We start from the raw sequence: 19,959 nt of genomic DNA on the forward strand, positions 1-19,959 counted from the left end.
AAATGAATGATGAATGAAATGGGGTAGCATAATGGAAAAACAATGGTGGAAAGAAAGTGTAGTATATCAAATTTATCCTCGTAGCTTTATGGATAGTAATGGTGATGGTATAGGAGATCTTCAAGGGATTATTTCAAAGCTAGATTACTTAAAAGAGTTAGGGATTGATGTGATTTGGTTATCACCAGTCTATGAATCTCCAAATGATGATAATGGTTATGATATAAGCGATTATTGTAAAATTATGAACGAGTTCGGAACAATGGAAGATTGGGATGAGCTATTACATGAAATGCATGAACGTAATATGAAACTTATGATGGACTTAGTTGTTAATCATACTTCGGATGAACATAATTGGTTTATTGAATCACGTAAATCAAAAGATAATAAATATAGAGATTACTATATATGGCGCCCTGGAAAAGAAGGGAAAGAACCGAACAACTGGGGAGCTGCTTTTAGTGGATCTGCATGGCAGTATGATGAAATGACGGATGAATATTATTTACATCTGTTTTCTAAAAAACAGCCAGATTTAAATTGGGATAATGAAAAGGTAAGACAAGATGTTTATGAAATGATGAAGTTTTGGTTAGAAAAAGGAATTGATGGCTTCCGTATGGATGTTATTAATTTTATTTCTAAAGAAGAGGGATTACCAGCTGTTGAAACAGAAGAAGAGGGGTATGTTTCAGGTCATAAGCATTTTATGAACGGTCCAAACATTCATAAATATTTACATGAAATGAATGAGGAAGTATTATCGCATTATGATATTATGACGGTTGGTGAAATGCCTGGTGTAACGACAGAAGAAGCGAAATTGTATACTGGAGAAGAACGAAAAGAGTTGCAAATGGTATTCCAATTTGAACATATGGATTTAGATTCAGGAGAAGGTGGAAAGTGGGATGTAAAACCATGCTCACTTCTTACTTTAAAAGAGAATTTAACAAAGTGGCAAAAAGCATTAGAGCATACCGGATGGAATAGCCTTTATTGGAATAATCATGATCAGCCTCGCGTTGTATCTCGTTTTGGTAATGATGGAATGTATCGCATTGAATCAGCAAAAATGTTAGCGACAGTTCTTCATATGATGAAAGGAACGCCATATATTTATCAAGGAGAGGAAATTGGAATGACGAACGTTCGATTCCAATCAATTGATGAATATCGAGATATTGAAACGTTAAATATGTATAAAGAAAAAGTGATAGACCATGGTGAAGATATAGAAAAAGTAATGGAATCTATTTATATAAAGGGTCGTGATAATGCTAGAACTCCGATGCAGTGGAATGATCAGAATCACGCTGGATTTACAAAAGGTGAACCTTGGATTACTGTAAATCCTAACTATAAAGAGATTAATGTGAAACAAGCAATCCAAGATGAAGGTTCAATTTTTTATTACTATAAGAAATTAATTGAACTACGCAAAAATAATGAAATAGTTGTGTATGGATCATATGATTTAATATTAGATAATGACCCTTCTATTTTTGCTTATGTAAGAACATATGGAGATGAAAAACTACTTGTCATTGCAAACTTTACTGCGGATGAAAGTGTATTTGAAATGCCTAAGGATATTAGTTATAGTGAATCAGAGTTATTTATACACAATTACGATGTAGAAATCGGATCAATAGATAACATTCCATTACGTCCGTATGAAGCGATAGTGTTCAAATTGAAATAAGAAAAAGCCTTATGCCATTTCGAACTTGGCATAAGGCTTTTTTGGATTACCATTTTAATATGGAGAATCCATATGGAGGAAGTGTAACTTGTAATACACTTGCTTCCGCTGAAAATTCTTCGTTTGTATAAATGTTAATTATTTTCTTACCAGTAACATGAAGAGGGAGTGAAACTGTAACTTCACTATTAGTAGGGTTTAAAACGAAAAAGATAGTTTCATCCTCATATGTTTTCGTATAAGAAATATAATTATGTTCATCATTTGCTTCGATGAATTGAAAAGTACCATGTCCTCCAAATGCTTTATGTTGTTTACGTAATAAAATCAATGTTTGTATATGGGTAAATAATGCATGATCTTGTTCTTTAGTATCCCAAATCATACATTTACGGCAATCAGGGTCCATGCCGCCATCCATACCAATTTCATCCCCGTAATAAATACAAGGAGAGCCGATGAAAGAAAGATGGAATACATAGAGCAATTTCAACTTATTTTTATCTCCGTTGCATGTTGTTAAAATTCTTGGAGTATCATGGCTGTCTAATAAATGAAATGCTGCTTCATTTACATTCATAGAGTAGGAATGTAGAGATTCTGTAATTTGCTTCATGAATTCACTTGCTTTAATGGAATCGTTAGCAAAGTAAGAAAGTAGAGCATTTGTAACAGGATAGCTCATGACAGCATCAAATTGATCGCCTTGTAGCCACGGAAGGGCATCGTGCCAAATTTCTCCCAAAATATATACTTCAGGATTTAGTGTCTTTATTTCAGTTCGGAATTCTCTCCAAAAGTTGTGATCGACTTCATTGGCGACATCAAGGCGCCAGCCATCTATATTGAATTCTCGTACCCAATAACGTCCTACTTCAAGTAAGTATTCTTTTACATCTGGATGAGCTGTATTTAATTTAGGCATATACGGTGTAAAGGCGAAAGTATCATAATTTGGAAGTGGTTCGGTTATAATCGGAAATTCATGAATGTGGAACCACTCTTTATATGCGGACTTCTCACCATTCTCTAGTACGTCTTGAAATTTCTCGAAAAAGTATCCACTATGATTAAACACAGCATCGAGCATTACTTTTATACCGTGCTTATGACATTCTTCAACGAGCTCTTTAAAAGTTTCTTTCGTCCCAAATTGTGGGTCAATTTCCATATAGTCAATTGTGTCATATTTATGGTTTGAATGAGCTTTGAAAATAGGTGTGAAATATATTCCGGAAATGCCAAGCTTAACAAGGTAATCAAGGTTTTGAATAACACCAGAAAAATCTCCGCCGAAAAAATTAGTTGGAGTTGGATTCGCACTTCCCCAAGGAAGGGTATTTTCTGGATTCAGCGTACTATCGCCATTAGCGAATCGCTCAGGGAAAATCTGATACCAAATGGTGTCTTTAATCCAAGATGGTGCTTTGAATACATCATCTGCATGAATAAATGGAAAGCAGAAAAAGTTACCAACATCATCATTTGGAATGCTAGAAAAGAATCCTCGCTCTGCATAAATAAGAGTGTCTGTTTCAGATTTTAATTCAAACCCATAACGTAAGCGCTTAAATTTTGGTTCGATTGCAATGGACCAATAATCAAATAATGCAGTAGAACCCGTTTTTTTCATGGGTGTACTTGCTGATATCCATTTCCCGTCTTTCCATTCGTAAGGATCACCGTAAATAAGATCGGCGCTTTGAATATCATCTCTCTTAGTACGTACTCGGATGTGAATTGTTTGTTCATCATAAGCGTATGCATAATTATCTTTCGGCCTATGATAAATGGCTTCTTTAAACATATAGAAAATCCCCCTTCAATATCTCTATACATAGTATTCCCTTAAGTGTAATAATAAAGCCTGTATTGCAAACGATTGCCTTTCTCGTAGCTTTAATATTGCTTATAAGAGTAGTATTCATTTTATATAAAGTCAATGTATAAAGAGTATAATGACATAATTTTTAAATTAATATTTGCAAAATGAATAAAAGAATGTATAATGATAGACAAATAGCGCAAACGTTTTCATAGATTGAGATATTGTTTGCGCTTCAATTAAACTATTAAATGCAAACGTTTTCAGTTACTGAGGTACATAGACAATTTAGGGAGGTTTTTGGGATGAAGAAAGCATTATCATTATTAACGGTTTCAGCATTATCTATTGGTATGTTATCTGCATGTGGACCGAAAGATTCAGGGAAAAAAGAGGAAAGTAAAGCGAAAAAAGACTATGATCTTCTTGTTTGGGAAGATGATAAAAAAGGTGTTGGTTTAGAACCAGCAGTGAAAAGCTTTGAGGAAAAATATAAAGTAAAAGTAAAAGTTGTTGAAATGCAAATGACAGATCAAGTGAAGAAGTTACGCCTTGATGGGCCAGCGGGGACTGGACCAGATGTTGTAACATTGCCACACGATCAAATCGGAAATGCAGTAACAGAAGGTTTACTTTCTGAAGTGAAAGCAGATGATGCTGTAAAGAGTAAATTTACTAATTCATCAATAGAAGCACAGACATATAACGGAAAATTATATGGTTTACCAAAAGCAATTGAGACACCAGTCTTTATTTACAATAAAAAACTAATGCCAAAAGCGCCAGAAACGATGGACGAGCTGTTTAACTTCTCAAAAGAATTTACGAAAGATGGCAAGTACGGATTTTTAGCATTAGGAGATAACTTCTACTTTGCTAATGCATTCATGGCAGGTATGGGCGGTTATGTATTTGGTGAAAAAGATGGAAAACCAAATGCAAGTGATGTTGGATTAAATAATAGTGGAGCAGTACAAGGTGCTGAATATCTTCAAAAATGGTACAAGGAAAAATTATTCCCAAAAGGTATTATCGGTGAATCAGGTGGGCCTGCTGCTGATGGACTATTCAATGAAGGAAAAGCAGCTTCTATCATGAATGGCCCATGGGCGTTCCAAGCAATGGAAAAGAACGGGATTGATTATGGCGTTGCTCCAATGCCGAAATTACCAAATGGTCAACCAATGAAAACGTTTGTTGGGGTTAAAGGATGGCATGTAACAAGTTTCTCTAAACAAAATGATTTAGCTACAAAATTCACTGAGTGGGTAACAAATGAAGAAAACGCAAAAATTCGATTTGAGAAAACAAAAGAAATTCCTCCAGTAAAATCAGTAATGGAAGATCCAATTATTAAAGATAACGAAGCTGCAAAAGCAGTTGCAACGCAATCTGAAAATGGAATTCCAATGCCAAACATTCCAGAAATGCAAGAAGTTTGGAAACCAGCTGGAGATGCGCTTCAATTAGTTGTTACAGATAAAGAGGCACCAAAAGCGGCGCTTGATAGTGCAGTGAAACAAATTAAAGGTAATATTGAGGCAAATCATAACAAGAAAAAATAAGGTGAAATTCGTGCCTCTAATATGAGAGGCACGAATTCTCTCCCTTCCATGTAGGAAGAAAAAAGGGGGAAGGAACATGCAAACATCTATGGAACCAGCAAATGGGTTAAACCATTCAAAGCATAGGAAAATGGCAACCATGTTATCAATCATTCCAGGCGTGGGCCAAATGTATAATAAACAATTTGTAAAAGGTCTTATTTTTCTAGTATTAACAGGTTCTTTTATTGTAGCCTTTGCTGATTTATTAAATATGGGATTATGGGGTATTGTAACGCTTGGTACAGAAGTTCCACGTGACCATTCTGTCTTTCTATTAGTAGAAGGAATCTTGGCCCTTATCGTTATCGCTTTTGGGCTAGGCATATATGCATTTAACTTATATGATGCATACCAAAATGGAAAGAAACGTGATAGCGGAACACCGTTAAATTCTGTAAAAGAGCAATATCGTAATTTGTTAGATCAAGGTTTTCCTTATTTAATGGTTTCACCAGGTTTTCTACTACTTATCTTTGTTGTCGTATTTCCAATCATCTTCGTAATTTTAATTGGATTTACAAACTATGATTTATATCATTCTCCTCCAGCTAAATTAGTAGATTGGGTGGGCTTTAAAAACTTTATTGATATTTTCACTTTACCGATGTGGAGAGAGACATTTGTAAGTGTATTCTCTTGGACTATCATTTGGACATTCGTTGCAACAACATTACAAGTTGCACTTGGTATTTTCTTAGCGATTATCGTAAATCAGCCTGGTATTAAAGGAAAGGCGATTATTCGAACAATCTTCATTTTACCGTGGGCGGTTCCAGCATTCGTATCTATTCTTGTTTTCTCTGGTATGTTTAATGAAACATTCGGAGCGATTAACAATCAAGTATTAGCTTTATTCGGAATTGAAAAGATTGCTTGGATGACAGATCCATTTTGGGCGAAGATTGCTTTAATTATGATTCAAACGTGGCTTGGGTTCCCGTTTATCTTTGCGATGACAACAGGTATACTGCAATCGATTCCGGGAGAATTATATGAAGCGGCTACAGTAGATGGAGCGACAGCTTGGCAACAGTTTCGTAAAATTACATTGCCACTTGTGTTATATGCAACAGCACCAATATTAATTACGCAATATACGTTTAACTTTAATAACTTTAGTATCATCTATCTATTTAATGGTGGAGGTCCTGCTGTAGCTGGACAAGACGCAGGTGGAACGGATATTTTAATTTCATGGATTTATAAGTTAACGATGACTTCAGCGCAGTACGGAAAAGCAGCAGCTCTTACAATGATATTATCGTTAATTGTTATTACAGTTGCGTTATGGCAATTTAAGAGAACAAAATCATTCCAAGAAGAGGATATGATGTAAATGAATATTAAAAGACAGAAGATGTTACGTCTCTCATTAAGTTATTTAGTTATTTTCGTAATGTGTGCCATCATTTTCTATCCGTTATTATGGATTATTGGCTCATCGTTTAATCCAGGTGATAGTTTATCTGGATCAAGTATTATTCCACAAAATGCAACGTTAGATCATTATCGTAAGTTATTAGATCTAGAGAATAGTAATTACTTACTATGGTATAAAAACACATTAAAAGTAAGTGTTTTAACGATGATTTTCTCAGTGTTAGCAATTAGTTTTACCGCTTATGCATTTTCGAGATATCGTTTTGTTGGAAGAAAAAATGGTTTATTAACATTTTTAATTCTGCAAATGATTCCAAACTTTGCAGCGTTAATTGCTTTATACGTATTAGCTCAATTAACAGGATTAATTGATACACACCTTGCATTAATTTTAATTTATGTAGGCGGGGCTATTCCGATGAATACATGGCTTATGAAAGGGTATTTTGATACGATTCCGAAAGAACTGGATGAATCAGCTCGAATGGATGGAGCAGGACATTTTCGTATTTTTTGGCAAATCATTATGCCACTTGCAAAGCCAATCGTAGCGGTTGTAGCGTTATTTACTTTCATTGGTCCATTTACAGATTTCATTTTAGCGAGTATTATTTTGCGAACACCAGAAAATTATACTTTAGCAGTTGGATTATATGAAATGGTTGCGAAGAAATTCGGTAATGAATTTACAACGTTTGCAGCGGGTTCTGTGTTAATTGCGATCCCAATTTCAATTTTATTCCTATCACTACAAAAATACTTTATTTCTGGTTTAACAGCTGGAGGTACAAAAGGATGAAAAATGGGACATTACGTCCCATTTTTCTTTTCATCTCCCTATAAATAAGTTTATAGGGAGATGAAAAGAGATTTGACATCACATGTGAAAAGAAGTGAAATAAATAGTATATTATAGTATAGGAAAAAATAGCTATATCCCTTACAATACATGAAGAGGGAGAATAGGATTAGTTTTGCAAGATATAAGAAATGAAAGTTTATGACTTGCAATGAGTGCGAGATAAAATATATGAAAAATGGCAGAGAAATGAGAGGAGGGGGATTTTTATGACAGTTACAATTAAAGATGTGGCGAAGCAAGCGAATGTTGCACCATCAACAGTTTCTCGTGTAATTGCTGATAATCCAAGTATAAGTGAAAAGACAAAGCGCCGTGTTAGGAAAGTGATGAGTGAATTAGGGTATCATCCCAATTTAAATGCGAGAAATCTTGCGAACCAAACGACGAAAACACTTGGTCTTGTTATGCCAAGTTCTGCAAGTAAAGCTTTTCAAAATCCATTTTTCCCAGAAGTTATAAGAGGGATTAGTTCATTTGCACACGTAGAAGGTTATGCGCTTTACATGTCGACAGGTGAAACGGAAGAAGAAATTTTTAATGGTGTCGTAAAGATGGTACAGGGACGCCAAATTGGTGGCATTATTCTTTTATATTCAAGGGAGAATGATCGGATTATTCAATATTTACATGAACAAAATTTCCCGTTTGTTTTAATAGGAAAACCATATGATCGAAAAGATGAAATTACATATGTAGATAATGACAATTATACAGCTGCAAGAGAAGTGGCAGAATATTTAATTTCATTAGGGCATAAGCAAATCGCGTTCATTGGTGGTGGATCAGATTTACTTGTAACGAGAGATCGTTTAGCTGGTATGAGTGATGCCTTGAAATTAGCAGACATTGTATTACCAAAAGAATATATTTTACATTTTGATTTTTCGAGGGAAAGTGGTCAACAAGCTGTTGAGGAATTAATGGGACTGCAGCAACCGCCAACGGCAATTATGGCAACGGATGACTTAATTGGACTTGGTGTGTTAAGTGCTCTTTCTAAAAAAGGATTCGTTGTACCGAAAGATGTTTCTATTGTAAGCTTTAATAATGCTTTATTATCAGAAATTGCGAGCCCTCCACTTTCGACAGTTGATGTGAATATTTATCAGCTAGGATATGAGGCAGCAAAAGCTTTAGTTGATAAAGTAGAGAATGCAGAATCCACTGCAAAGTGTATCATTATTCCTCATAAATTACTAAAACGTCAAACTTGTGATCATTATGCATAAAAAAGCTAAGAGTTTAACTCTTAGCTTTTTTCATTAGAAAGGCTTCTAATCGGTCGCAGCCTTCTTTTAAAGTTTCGATACTATACGCATAGGACAAGCGAAGGTAGCCTTCACCGTATTCAGAGAATGCTGTTCCAGGAACTACAGCTAGTCCCGCTTCTTTGACAAGATCAAGTGCAAAATCAAATGATGAAGATGTCAAATGACCAACATATGGGAATAAGTAAAATGCACCTGTTGGCTTTTCAACTGTTAATCCCATTTGAGTGAGTCTATTATATACGTAATCACGGCGTTTTTTATATTGGTGGCGCATCATTTTTGGTGCGTCTTTAGCTGCTGTTAATGCTTCAATTGCAGCGTATTGAGCGATTGAAGTAGCACACGTTACATTGTATTGATGAACTTTTAATATGTGTCCTGCTAAATAACTTGGTGCAAATAAAAGTCCAACACGCCAGCCAGTCATAGAATGTGATTTAGATAAACCGTTAATGACAATTGTTTTTTCACGCATTTCTGGGAAATGAGCGATAGATGTATGCTTTTGTTCATATACAAGCTCGCTATAAATTTCATCTGAAAGGACGAAAATATTTTTATCTTTTAAAACATCTACAATATCTTTTAGCTCTTCTGTTGATAAAGTTACACCGGTTGGGTTAGAAGGATACGGTAGTACGATACATCTTGTTTTTTCTGTAATAGCATTTTTAAGCGCTTCAGCTGTTAAACGAAATCCAGTTTCACGAACATCTACAAAAATAGGCGTTGCACCGCATAATCGAATAATAGGTTCGTAGCCTGGATAAATAGGAGCAGGTAAAATTACTTCTGTTCCTGGCTCTAAAATCGTTCGGAATGCAACATCAATTGCTTCGCTAGCACCGATTGTAACGATGGTTTCGTTTTCAGGTGAATAATGTAAATCGTAGTTATCTTTTACGAAGTTACAAGCTGCCTTACGTAATTCTAGTAAACCAGCGTTATGTGTATAGCTTGTATAGTTTTCTGTAATAGCCCGTTTAGCCGCTTCTTTCACGAGAGAAGGTGTAGGGAAATCGGGTTGTCCAATTGTTAAAGAAATCAAATTATCATAGTTTTGAATCATGTTAGAGAACTGACGGATTCCAGAAATTTGGATGTCCTTCACTCTAGGGTTAATGAATTGTTCCATTGTATCTCCCTTTCTTCCGTTTGAAAATTAAGTTCATTTTATCATATTTTCTATGATTACGCTTTGTATATGTTATTTAGAAAGAGAGAGAAAAGAGAAAAAAAGCCGCTATAAGCGACTTTTTAATATCCGTATTCCCAATCTATTTCATCTTCATTCCAGAGTACAGAGGATACCTTGCCAAGGTGAACGACTGATTCGTTTACAGCACATGTGCAGTTTTCATCTCCCGCTTTATGCTGTAACTCTTCATATACTGATTTTTCAACATTTTCTAGAACAACCAAATTTTCTTCTTTTAAAACAAGCGTAGTACCCGCCATATTTATCTTCCTCCTACTAAAGTAATGATCACTTATTTGTAAACATAGATAGTATGGATTATATGCTGTATTTTGCTATAATTGTCCGTCTAAAAAAGTATTTTTATATTTTCTTTGTAATCCGTATTCATTGTATACTGCACGAAGGAAATTTGGTACAGGGTTTACAATCATTTCGAAAATCTGTAACAATTATTATGAGTTGTTAACAAAGAATTAACAAATATGTTAAGAAAAATCAAAATTTTAAAACAAATACACCTATAAAATGATATAATCATATCAAAATACATATAGGGGATGAGAGGTTATGGAGCTTATCCGTGATTTATTGATTCAAATTGCCATCATAATTTTGCCACTATTTTTATATGAAGCGATTCGTTTAAATCGCTATCAAGAAATGCCTCCGAAGCCAAATCGTTACTTTATTATGTTTTTATCTAGCGTTACGCTCGTTCTCTCCATGACATACTCTATTTGTTTTGGCAATGTGTGTGGGTATAACTTTCACCCCATTCCAATTGTCAGTGGTTTTTTATATGGTGGGATTGTTGGTTTAATCCCAGCGGTTATTTTTGTTGCATATGAATGGTTACTAAAGGGAATGAGCTTTCTTCCAGTTTTAGAAGTAATATTTCTATTGATAGTTCCGCTATTTTTATCAAAGAAATGGTCTCTTTTTTCAAGGGATAAGAAATTAATTTTAGCATTTATGATTTCATCATTTTATGTGCTTGTTTCTTTAGTATTAGGCATGATTAATGTTCTTTTGGAAACAGGATTTACACCGTATATTTCGCAAATATATAGCGGATTTATATTTGCCTCGCTTATCATGGTCATGACAATGGTATTTCAGGTGTATTTAACTGAATATTTAAATGAAAATGCATTGCTACGTACAGAGATGCAAAAATCAGAAAAGCTTAATATTGTAAGTGAGTTAGCAGCAAGTGTGGCACATGAAGTTCGAAATCCACTAACTGTTGTTCGTGGATTTATCCAATTGCTAGAAAGTACGGAAGATGTGAAGAATAAGGATTATATGCGTCTTGTATTAGCTGAATTGGATCGGGCGGAACAAATTATTTCAGATTACTTAAATTTAGCAAGGCCGCAAATTGAGAAAAAAGAACACATTTGTTTATCAGCCCAATTAATAGAAATGACCACTCTTATGTCGTCATTTGCAGCGATGCAAGGTGTATATTTACAAGTTGAAATTTCAGAAAGTCTTTATACGATTGGTGATAAGACAAAATTGAAGCAAGCTATTATGAATGTTGTTAAAAATGGTATTGAAGCAATTCAAGGAAATAAAGGATATTTAAAAGTAACAGCTATTCAAAAAGATGAAACAATTATAATAAGAGTTAAAGATAGTGGTGTTGGTATGACGAAAGAACAGTTAGCAAGGCTTGGGCAACCATATTATTCTTTAAAAGAAAAAGGGACAGGATTAGGACTTATGGTAACATTTAGTATTTTACAAGCGCATAATGGTACATTGGAATATAAGAGTGAAAGTGGAAAAGGAACTGAAGCAATTATTATATTACCAGCTGTACAAAATAAGGAATAAAAGTTACCGATGGAAGGTAACTTTTTATTTTATATTGTTTATTCATTTGTTTTTTCTTGTTTTTCTCGGCTAAATAAACTTTTAAATGATTGAAAGAAGCTTTGCTCTTTTGAGGCAGCAACCATTCTTTTTGTTTCTTGAATTTCTCGAATAACTTGCATAAGCTGTGCATCACGGTTACTGTCTTTGTTATAAATTTGACTAACAAGTTTATTCATTTTTTCTTCCTGTTTGGATTCTCGTTTATACATATGATTCATTAATAAGTCCATCTTTTCTTTTTGCAATGCATCTGTTTGAACGGCGTGATCGACTAACTCTTGAAGCATTTTTTCTTGAGAGCCTTCTTTTACATAAACTTGTTGCATCAATTCGTCTAGTTTCTCATCCTTTAAACGATTTTGTGTAATTAGAGTAGAATTTTGATGAATAATTGCCTCATTTAATTGAGCTAGCATTTCAAGTTTTAACATGAACTCCTCAAAGTTACGCCCATCTTCTTTTTCTTTCGTTTGTATCTCTTGCTTATCTTGTATAACTGGTACAGGTGGGGCCTCTTTTTCTTTTAAAATAATCGGTATCGTTTCTGAAATATCTTCTTGTAATGTAGCAGCTCTTTCGTGTATAGATTTCAATAATTTTAAATCATCAAGTTTATAAATACGAGCATCAGCTGTTTTGGAAATCATATAACCATGTTCCTCTAACAGTTGACTATATTTGCGAACTATATGTTTTGGGATGCCTGTTTTATTCGTGACATCTTTCGTTTTATAGGTAGCTTCCATCATATTTCCTCCCCAAAAAGTATCGTATATATCATTTCAATCTTTTATGAGGACTTCCTTTGAAAAAGAATGTCGGAAGGCTATTAGTTTTCTACAGCATTAGTGAAAAAATGAAAATTTTTGGCGGAATGGCAAGGAATAACTAAAATAATGTCTGAAAACATATACAGGAGAAGTTTGTTATAATAACGGAGGAAAAGAAACTGGTAGAAACATGGAGGTATACATGAAGCAATTAAAAGGTATTATCATTTCAATTATCGCAATTCTGTCTATTTTAGTAGCAGTTTATGAAGTACTTGTGCCAGAGGAAACAAGTGTAAAGAAAACGAATACGTATGATCAAGTGTTAGAATTTCCGAAAGAACGTTATCCAGAGACAGGAAAACATATTACGGATGCTATAAAAGAAGGGCATTCAGAAGTTTGTACAATCGATCGTGGTGGTGCTGCAGATAGAAGGAAATTGTCGTTAGCACCATATCCATCAAAAAAAGGGTATGATCGTGATGAATGGCCAATGGCGATGTGCAAGGAAGGCGGAAAAGGAGCACATATTGAATATATAAGTCCGGCGGATAACCGTGGAGCAGGCTCTTGGGTAGGGAATAAGTTAGATAAATACCCAGATGGTACGCGAGTAAAATTTGAAGTGAAGTAGTAGTTGTATATTTCATAATGAAGGAGAAGGGGAACTATGGAGTTAACGATTTCTTATTCGCAATTAATGTTGATGAACTATGACGGTGAGCAGCCTTATGTAGATTGGACTGATGAAGATTTTGAAAGAGGTTATGCTAAGGCAGATGGAACTGTTATTTTTGAAGCACTTTCTGATTATACTTGTGAAGTGAAAGTGACCCCAGGGAAACATATTGAAAAAGAAGAAGTAGTTAGAACGATTACGGTTCCTTTTACAGTTGAAAATGAAAGTATCGTTATAACGAGTATTCTTTCTAATAAATTTCAAATACCTATTCCAAATGGTGAGTATACAGTTGTATTACAAGCAATTCCTCTTGAAGAGCCAACGGATGATGAATTATATAAAATACAATATGAATTCTTTTTTGAAAGTAAAGAATAAAAAATGGGTTATCCTGAGAAAAGGATAACCCATTTTTGTTATGCGTTTGTTTTTAAAAGGGAACGAGCATCTTTCGCTGCTTGCACCATATGTTCTAAAGCTGGAATAACTTCTTCTGTTCTTCTCGTTTTTAAACCACAATCGGGATTAATCCAGAAATATTTAGGATCACATACTTCTAAAGATTGTTCTACGATTTTATACATTTCATCTTTACTCGGTACACGTGGGCTATGAATATCATATACACCTAGGCCAATGCCTTTTTCATATGTTGTATGTTTTAATGTATCAATAAATTCTCCGTGACTTCTTGATGTTTCGATAGAAATTACATCTGCATCTAATGCGCGAATCGCGTCAACAATATCTTCGAAGTTACTGTAACACATATGAGTATGAATTTGTGTTTCATTTGCTACAGAAGAAGTTGCTAAAAGGAAGGATTGTACTGCCCATGTAATATAAGCATCCCAATCTTTTTCTTTTAGTGGCATTCCTTCACGAAGTGCGGGCTCATCGACTTGGATTACTCTAATTCCAGAAGATTCAAGTAGTTCAATTTCGTGACGAAGAGCTAGTGCAATTTGATACGAAACTTCTTTTCTTGGAATATCATTTCGAACGAAAGACCAATTTAAAATTGTAACAGGTCCGGTTAACATTCCTTTTACAACTTTCTCTGTTAAGCTTTGTGCATAAACTGTTTCCTTAATAGTCATGCCGTTAATAAAGGCTACATCACCATAAATAACAGGTGGTTTTACGCAGCGGGAACCGTATGATTGTACCCAACCGTTTTTAGTGAATGAGAAACCAGCAAGGCGCTCACCAAAATATTCGACCATGTCAGTTCTTTCAAATTCACCATGTACAAGTACATCAAGCCCAATTTCTTCTTGGTAACGAATCCATTTTTCTGTCTCTTTTTCAATAAATTGTTCATATTGGTCATTTGAAATAACACCGTTACGCCATTCTTTTCGCGTTTGACGAACTTCAGTTGTTTGCGGGAAGCTACCAATAGTCGTTGTTGGTAATAGCGGTAACTCTAGAGCAACTTGTTGTAATTCGTATCGTTTTTCAAATGGAAGAGAACGTGAAAAATCTTCTTCTTTTAGTGCTGTTCGTGCTGCTTTGACATCTTCTCGGTTACGTGCAGCAGATGAACGAATTGTATGATGTACGTTTCGATATGTTTCCAGCTCATTACTAATGCTTTCTGTACCTTGAGTGAGAGCGGAATGAATAAGAACTAACTCTTCTAATTTTTGATTTGCAAATGCTAACGCATCAAACAGCTCAGTCGATAAGTGAGTTTCTTCTGTTTTATCGATTGGTGTATGCAATAAGCTACAAGAAGGCTGAACGATGATATCTTTCGTTTGGACTTGTTTTTGTAACGTTGTAAATAACTCAAGAACTTCATCAAGGTCAGCTCTCCAAATGTTACGGCCATCTATACAACCGACAGCTAAAGTTTTATCAGCTGGGAATCCATATTTTGAAATAGCATTTAGATTACCTTCTTTACCATGAATGAAATCTAATCCAATACCGGATACCGGGAATGTAATAATTTCTTCATAGTTTTCTTCTACGCTATCAAAATATGTTTGTAAAAGAAGAGTCGCATTTGGAACTTCTTTACGAATAGCTTCATAAATTTCTTTTGCTTGTTGAACTTCTTTTTTAGTTAAAGAAGCGAAAATCGGTTCATCAACTTGAATGGCTTGTGCCCCAGCTGCATGTAGTTCTGAAAGCAGTTGTACATAAGGTGCAACTAACTGTTTTAAAATGTTAGGAAATTGTTCTTGTGTATAGCCTTTAGCTAATTTTAAGAAAGTATATGGTCCTAAAATAACAGGCTTTCCATCTACTCCTAATTCTTGTTTTGCCTCTTCGTATAAGCGAAGTGGGCGATTATCTTTTAAAGAGATTTGTAATCCCTCTTCATATTCAGGAACGATATAGTGATAGTTTGTGTTAAACCATTTTGTCATTTCGGAAGCTACGTGATCTTTAGAGCCACGCGCCATTGCGAAATATACATCAAGGTAAGATGTAAACTCAGAAAAACGTGATGGAATAAATCCTAGCATATAGGCAGTATCCAAAACGTGATCATAATATGTAAAGTCGCCAATTGGAATGAGTTCAATCCCTTTTTCTTGCTGTACTTTTACGTGTTGAAGGCGAATTTCTTTCATTGTTGTTAAAAATTGTTCTTCATCGATTTTATTGGACCAAAAAGCTTCCAATGTTTTTTTCCACTCTCGTTGTAGTCCGATACGTGGATAACCTAAGTTACTTGTTTGAATTGCCATTTTAAATTCCTCCCTAATTGAAAGTAAGCATTTCCGTTTACTAGGAAATACCTATAACAAAAAGTACAAAGACATAGAAAATAAGCCTTCCTTTTTGTTTTAACACCTCATCATCATCCGTGAATCTATCAGTGTTGTTAAAACAGGCAGGTCTCCTGACTTATGCTTCATATAATTTCTTTCACCTTCCCGTTTTCACAGTGGCACCAAAAAGAAATCTCAGCATTTACAGTGGCGGGACCGTGTTGGAGTTTCACCAAGCTTCCCTTTTAAACACGAAACGAAACTTTCGTGTACCTATTTTCCTTTTGAAAGGAATTTAACAAGCGATATGATATTGAAACAAATTCTAACACAATTTTTGGAATTTTGTCTACTGTTTTGAAATAAGAAAATTCAAAAGTTTTTATTTCTTATTATTATGACTTTTCATCCTGGATTAACTAATAATATTACAGTATAAAAAGAGAAATTGAGCTATGAAAGAAGTAGGGATGCCTTCTTTCATAGCTCAATTTTCATCTATAGCAACTTCTGAAAGTCGGCCTGCTATAGCATCTTTAAGGAGGGTGTTTAGCCATTGTAATTCAACTGTAATATGCTCAATTACACTTTGCAAAATATATAGTTGTGCACGTGGAACCTTTCCTTTATTACAATCATATATCGTTTGCATAGTATGTAAATATTGAAGAGTATCGTTTTTCTTTTTTTCTAAAATAGGAACTAATTCGTGATCATTGCTAAAGTGAGCGAAAGATAAGGCCGAATAAATAGGTTTATATATTTGGTTTTTGGCTTCGAATTGTTTTAATAGTAAAGTGTGGAATAGTTTTTTGCCTTCTTCTGTTATATGAAAAATCGTTTTGTCAGGTCGATTTGTGTCTCTAATTACATTTGTAATATGAATTGCGCCTTGCTTTTCTAATTGCTCGAAGGCGTAATAAAGTGATCCTTTAGCATATTTAATATAACAATCCATTTGTCGTTCTTTCATAATATGCTGCACTTCATATGGATGTTTATCTCCTTCGAGTAGCAAGCCGAGAATGACTAATTTCATGCTCATGCTGTCTCAACTCCTGTATATAAAAACTTTATCCAGTAAGATCCCCACCCAAAAATTCAGCGGAAGCAAAGAAGTTAGGTGGGGATTAACTGCCCGTAAAAGCCCGATTGGTGAGGGCTAATAATCAGTGGGGGATGAACACCCCCCCCACTGATTAAAGTTTCACTTTATACATATTATAAACGGCATATCCTTTTTCATAAAGGAATATGCCGCTTCTTTTTTATATTAACTAACTTGCTTTTGTTTTTCTTTCTTTTTAGGGCCTGTAAAGAGGCGTTCATTTCCCATAAGTAAAATACAAATAATACTTAGTACAGCCGGGATGAGTGCCCAGAAGAATGTATTCGCAATAGATGTAGCGAGAGCTTCTTTAATACCCGCTAATATTTCAGTAGGAATTTTTGCGGTAGCGCCTGGTGATAATAAGAAACTTGTGTCTCCGCCTTTTGGAGCTAATTTTGCTAGTTCAGGGGGAAATACAGAGTTTAGTTTATCTGTAAAAATATGATTTTGAATTGTACCGAAAATCGTTACACCAAGAGTCATACCGAGTGATCGGAAGAATGAGTTTGTTGATGTCGCCGAACCACGGTCCCGCATTTCCAACTTGTGAATAGAAGACATACTTAATACTGAGAATGAGAAACCAACACCAAGCCCAGCGAGAATCATAAATAGTGTTACGAGTAAACGAGGTGTGTCCATTGTTAAAGTACTTAATAAATAAATACCAAGAACGAAGAAGAAACCAGATACCATCATAATGTTACGATAGCTTGTTCGAGACGCTAATTGTCCTCCGGTTTGACTTCCAATTACAGAACCAACCATCATTGGTGTTAAAATTAATCCAGCATTAGAGGCGGAACCTCCAAGAACGCCTTGAATGAAGATTGGAATATAAACTGTACAGATAATAAAAGCGGCACCATAGAAAAAGGCAACTCCTTGACTAGCTGCGAATAAAGGTTTTTTAAATAGATGGAACGAAATAATAGGCTCGGTTGCTTTTCGTTCTACAAAGAAGAAAATAATAAGCGTAATAACTACTGTTGTAAATAAGCCAATAATTACAGTAGAATTCCAGGCATATTCTTTACCACCAAGTTCTAATGCGAACATTAAGCAAACGATACTTATGACAAGTGTAATAGCACCAGCCCAATCAATTTTTTGTTTTCTAAATTCTAGAGACTCACTGTAGTATTTAGTAATGAAGAAAAAGGAGATAAGTCCTAATGGAATATTAATATAGAAGACCCAATGCCAACTTATATAGTCTGTAATATAAGCACCTAATAAAGGACCGAATACACTAGATGTCCCGAAAACAGCACCGAATAGTCCTGTCATCTTTCCGCGTTTTTCTGGTGGGAAGATATCGTACATAATTGTGAAGGCGATAGGCATAAGGGCACCACCACCGATACCTTGAATAGCTCTATAAATACTTAATTGCTCAATACTTGAAGCTGTTCCGCAGAGCGCAGAACCGAATAAGAAAAGAATGAGGCCACCTATATAAAAACGTTTCCGTCCGTACATATCAGAAAGTTTCCCGAAGATAGGCATCCCTGCCATTGTTGCTACCATATAAGCTGATGTGACCCAAACAAACTTATCAAATCCTCCTAGGTCTCCAACGATTGTTGCCATTGCGGTTGCAACGATTGTATTATCCATTGCGGCCATTAATATACCAAGCAGTAAACCAGCAACAACAAATTTTGTTTTGTTGGCGTCTTTTTTTAATGGTTGAGTTTCCAAATATAACCCTCCTTTAGAAATAAGTAAACTATATTAAGTTTTGAGTGCAGTGGATAAAAAATTTTAAATGTATAGTTGATTTTAATTCCTTTTCCATAAGTGCACTGATATGCCATAAAGAATATTATAGTCAAATTTGACTATAAGGCAAACTTTTTCTTCCGTCAAAATATTCTTTCGTATGAGTAGAGAACGAGTGAGCCATACTGAATATTGCTATAAAGGAAATGAAGTAAATTGTAAAAAAATTTCATAAAGAACACCTTCTGTTAATAGATGAAAAATGGTTTTTTCTTCATATTGTCGAATAGGATAAAAGGAAGAGAAATATTAAACATTGCTTGTAGCAAGCTTTAGTGATTTGGGGAATTCATTGTGTGTATGTTACATCTGAAATGAGGTGAATATATATTATGAAAATATGGGGACGAATTTCGGATACAGGAAAGTATTCAATACCGCTACAACCAGTATTGTGGATTGACGGATCGAAAAAGGAAAACGAATTTCCTCAAGTAGCCGTTACATTACAAATTGGTAGTATGTATACAGAACAGTTTTCGTATGAATTGACCTACGATGTAAACGACATACTTATTATGCGAATTGAAGTGGAAAATAAAGGGGTAGAAATGATTTCGAGAGTTGTTGTAAGTCATATGATTCGAGATTACTTTGCTTATATTCCTAATTCTTTAAAAGTTGATAAGGGGATAAGTGAGTTTTTATTCCAGCTTGTTAGATGGCGAATTGATGATTTGTTACCGAATGAGAAGGTGGAACTACGTTGTAAAATAAAAGCTAATAAAGATAAAGCTCTTAAACAAACATTCTTTCAGGCTACATATACATTTCAAGATAAAGAGATATCATATGGCCCACTGCAAACAAATGAAGTTGTTGTGCGTCAATGATAAAAAGGAACCTGTACAAAAGGTTCCTTTTTTAGTGAAGGTTGTGTTTTTTGAGTATTTTCTTTTGCTCCATTCCTTTTTTTCCTACATAGTTATTTTTGTAGCCAAAGTATAGAATAAATAAAAATGAAACAACATTAACAATAGCGTCGATTTGATCGTTTGTAATAAAGTGTATCCCGAAAGAGGTAAATAATAATTTTAATGATAATAGAAAACCAGCTAGTAAACGCATAGCATCTGATAGATTCTCTTTTTGTAGCATATAGATTACTCCTTTCTATAAAAGTTATATATTATATATATGA

17 protein-coding genes and 1 riboswitch are annotated in these 19,959 nt (G+C 34.6%); of the genes, 9 read left to right on the forward strand and 8 right to left on the reverse strand.

What is annotated here, in order from left to right:
• The first annotated feature begins 31 nt into the window (after window positions 1-31).
• A complete protein-coding gene (gene malL / locus QCI79_RS31015; RefSeq protein ID WP_000415178.1) occupies window positions 32-1,708 on the forward strand; it encodes an oligo-1,6-glucosidase in 1,677 nt (558 codons plus the stop codon).
• A 46-nt stretch (window positions 1,709-1,754) separates the two neighbouring features.
• Here the strand turns inward: malL and QCI79_RS31020 are convergent, their stop codons facing one another.
• Window positions 1,755-3,515 (reverse strand): alpha-glycosidase, encoded by a 1,761-nt coding sequence (locus QCI79_RS31020; protein WP_000471776.1) that lies wholly within the window; start codon window positions 3,513-3,515, stop codon window positions 1,755-1,757.
• 323 nt (window positions 3,516-3,838) lie between these two features.
• Here QCI79_RS31020 and QCI79_RS31025 point away from each other — a divergent pair, with 323 nt between their 5' ends.
• The 4 genes from QCI79_RS31025 (at window position 3,839) to malR (ending at window position 8,611) form a co-directional block, all read left to right on the forward strand.
• Window positions 3,839-5,098, forward strand: a complete 1,260-nt coding sequence (locus QCI79_RS31025) for an extracellular solute-binding protein (protein WP_000709923.1) — start codon at window positions 3,839-3,841, stop codon at window positions 5,096-5,098.
• A gap of 76 nt (window positions 5,099-5,174) precedes the next feature.
• On the forward strand, window positions 5,175-6,476 hold the full coding sequence (malC, locus tag QCI79_RS31030; RefSeq protein ID WP_001194995.1) for a maltosaccharide ABC transporter permease MalC: 1,302 nt from the start codon (window positions 5,175-5,177) through the stop codon (window positions 6,474-6,476).
• On the forward strand, window positions 6,477-7,319 hold the full coding sequence (malD, locus tag QCI79_RS31035) for a maltosaccharide ABC transporter permease MalD (protein WP_001022608.1): 843 nt from the start codon (window positions 6,477-6,479) through the stop codon (window positions 7,317-7,319). It abuts the gene before it with no gap.
• A 269-nt stretch (window positions 7,320-7,588) separates the two neighbouring features.
• Complete coding sequence (malR, locus tag QCI79_RS31040) at window positions 7,589-8,611, forward strand: maltose operon transcriptional repressor MalR (protein WP_000219053.1); 1,023 nt, start codon at window positions 7,589-7,591, stop codon at window positions 8,609-8,611.
• Between the two features lie 13 nt (window positions 8,612-8,624).
• On the opposite strand, the gene QCI79_RS31045 is transcribed toward malR, so the two are convergent.
• Together QCI79_RS31045 and QCI79_RS31050 are read right to left on the reverse strand one after the other, a co-directional pair.
• The gene (locus QCI79_RS31045) at window positions 8,625-9,788 is read right to left on the reverse strand and encodes an aminotransferase A (protein WP_000434578.1); all 1,164 of its coding nucleotides are present in this window, start codon (window positions 9,786-9,788) and stop codon (window positions 8,625-8,627) included.
• Between the two features lie 122 nt (window positions 9,789-9,910).
• On the reverse strand, window positions 9,911-10,111 hold the full coding sequence (locus QCI79_RS31050; protein WP_000929277.1) for a hypothetical protein: 201 nt from the start codon (window positions 10,109-10,111) through the stop codon (window positions 9,911-9,913).
• Between the two features lie 310 nt (window positions 10,112-10,421).
• Between QCI79_RS31050 and kinB the strand changes: the two genes are divergently transcribed.
• On the forward strand, window positions 10,422-11,696 hold the full coding sequence (gene kinB / locus QCI79_RS31055) for a sporulation sensor histidine kinase KinB (protein WP_000420369.1): 1,275 nt from the start codon (window positions 10,422-10,424) through the stop codon (window positions 11,694-11,696).
• A gap of 38 nt (window positions 11,697-11,734) precedes the next feature.
• Here kinB and QCI79_RS31060 read toward each other — a convergent pair whose 3' ends face one another.
• Complete coding sequence (locus QCI79_RS31060; RefSeq protein ID WP_000388472.1) at window positions 11,735-12,484, reverse strand: DUF3967 domain-containing protein; 750 nt, start codon at window positions 12,482-12,484, stop codon at window positions 11,735-11,737.
• Between the two features lie 226 nt (window positions 12,485-12,710).
• Between QCI79_RS31060 and nucA the strand changes: the two genes are divergently transcribed.
• Both nucA and comJ read left to right on the forward strand, forming a co-directional pair.
• Window positions 12,711-13,145 (forward strand): DNA-entry nuclease, encoded by a 435-nt coding sequence (gene nucA / locus QCI79_RS31065; protein WP_000811494.1) that lies wholly within the window; start codon window positions 12,711-12,713, stop codon window positions 13,143-13,145.
• Between the two features lie 36 nt (window positions 13,146-13,181).
• Complete coding sequence (comJ, locus tag QCI79_RS31070) at window positions 13,182-13,571, forward strand: competence protein ComJ (protein ID WP_000424030.1); 390 nt, start codon at window positions 13,182-13,184, stop codon at window positions 13,569-13,571.
• Window positions 13,572-13,609: 38 nt separating this feature from the next.
• Here the strand turns inward: comJ and metE are convergent, their stop codons facing one another.
• The 3 genes from metE to QCI79_RS31085 form a co-directional block, all read right to left on the reverse strand.
• Window positions 13,610-15,898, reverse strand: coding sequence for a 5-methyltetrahydropteroyltriglutamate--homocysteine S-methyltransferase (gene metE, locus QCI79_RS31075; RefSeq protein WP_001007605.1), 2,289 nt, complete (start codon window positions 15,896-15,898; stop codon window positions 13,610-13,612).
• Window positions 15,899-16,026: 128 nt separating this feature from the next.
• A riboswitch (cobalamin riboswitch) is annotated at window positions 16,027-16,214 on the reverse strand.
• Between the two features lie 195 nt (window positions 16,215-16,409).
• A complete protein-coding gene (locus tag QCI79_RS31080) occupies window positions 16,410-16,967 on the reverse strand; it encodes a PadR family transcriptional regulator (RefSeq protein ID WP_000062063.1) in 558 nt (185 codons plus the stop codon).
• Window positions 16,968-17,195: 228 nt separating this feature from the next.
• The gene (locus QCI79_RS31085) at window positions 17,196-18,737 is read right to left on the reverse strand and encodes an MDR family MFS transporter (protein ID WP_021727654.1); all 1,542 of its coding nucleotides are present in this window, start codon (window positions 18,735-18,737) and stop codon (window positions 17,196-17,198) included.
• A gap of 413 nt (window positions 18,738-19,150) precedes the next feature.
• Between QCI79_RS31085 and QCI79_RS31090 the strand changes: the two genes are divergently transcribed.
• Window positions 19,151-19,651, forward strand: coding sequence for a hypothetical protein (locus QCI79_RS31090; RefSeq protein WP_000708120.1), 501 nt, complete (start codon window positions 19,151-19,153; stop codon window positions 19,649-19,651).
• Window positions 19,652-19,682: 31 nt separating this feature from the next.
• On the opposite strand, the gene QCI79_RS31095 is transcribed toward QCI79_RS31090, so the two are convergent.
• Entirely contained in the window at window positions 19,683-19,916 is a 234-nt protein-coding gene (locus QCI79_RS31095; protein ID WP_000939448.1) for an SPP1 phage holin family protein, read from the reverse strand.
• Window positions 19,917-19,959: the final 43 nt, after the last annotated feature.

The organism is Bacillus cereus group sp. MG1, assembly GCF_040460035.1.
Lineage (GTDB): Bacteria > Bacillota > Bacilli > Bacillales > Bacillaceae_G > Bacillus_A > Bacillus_A cereus.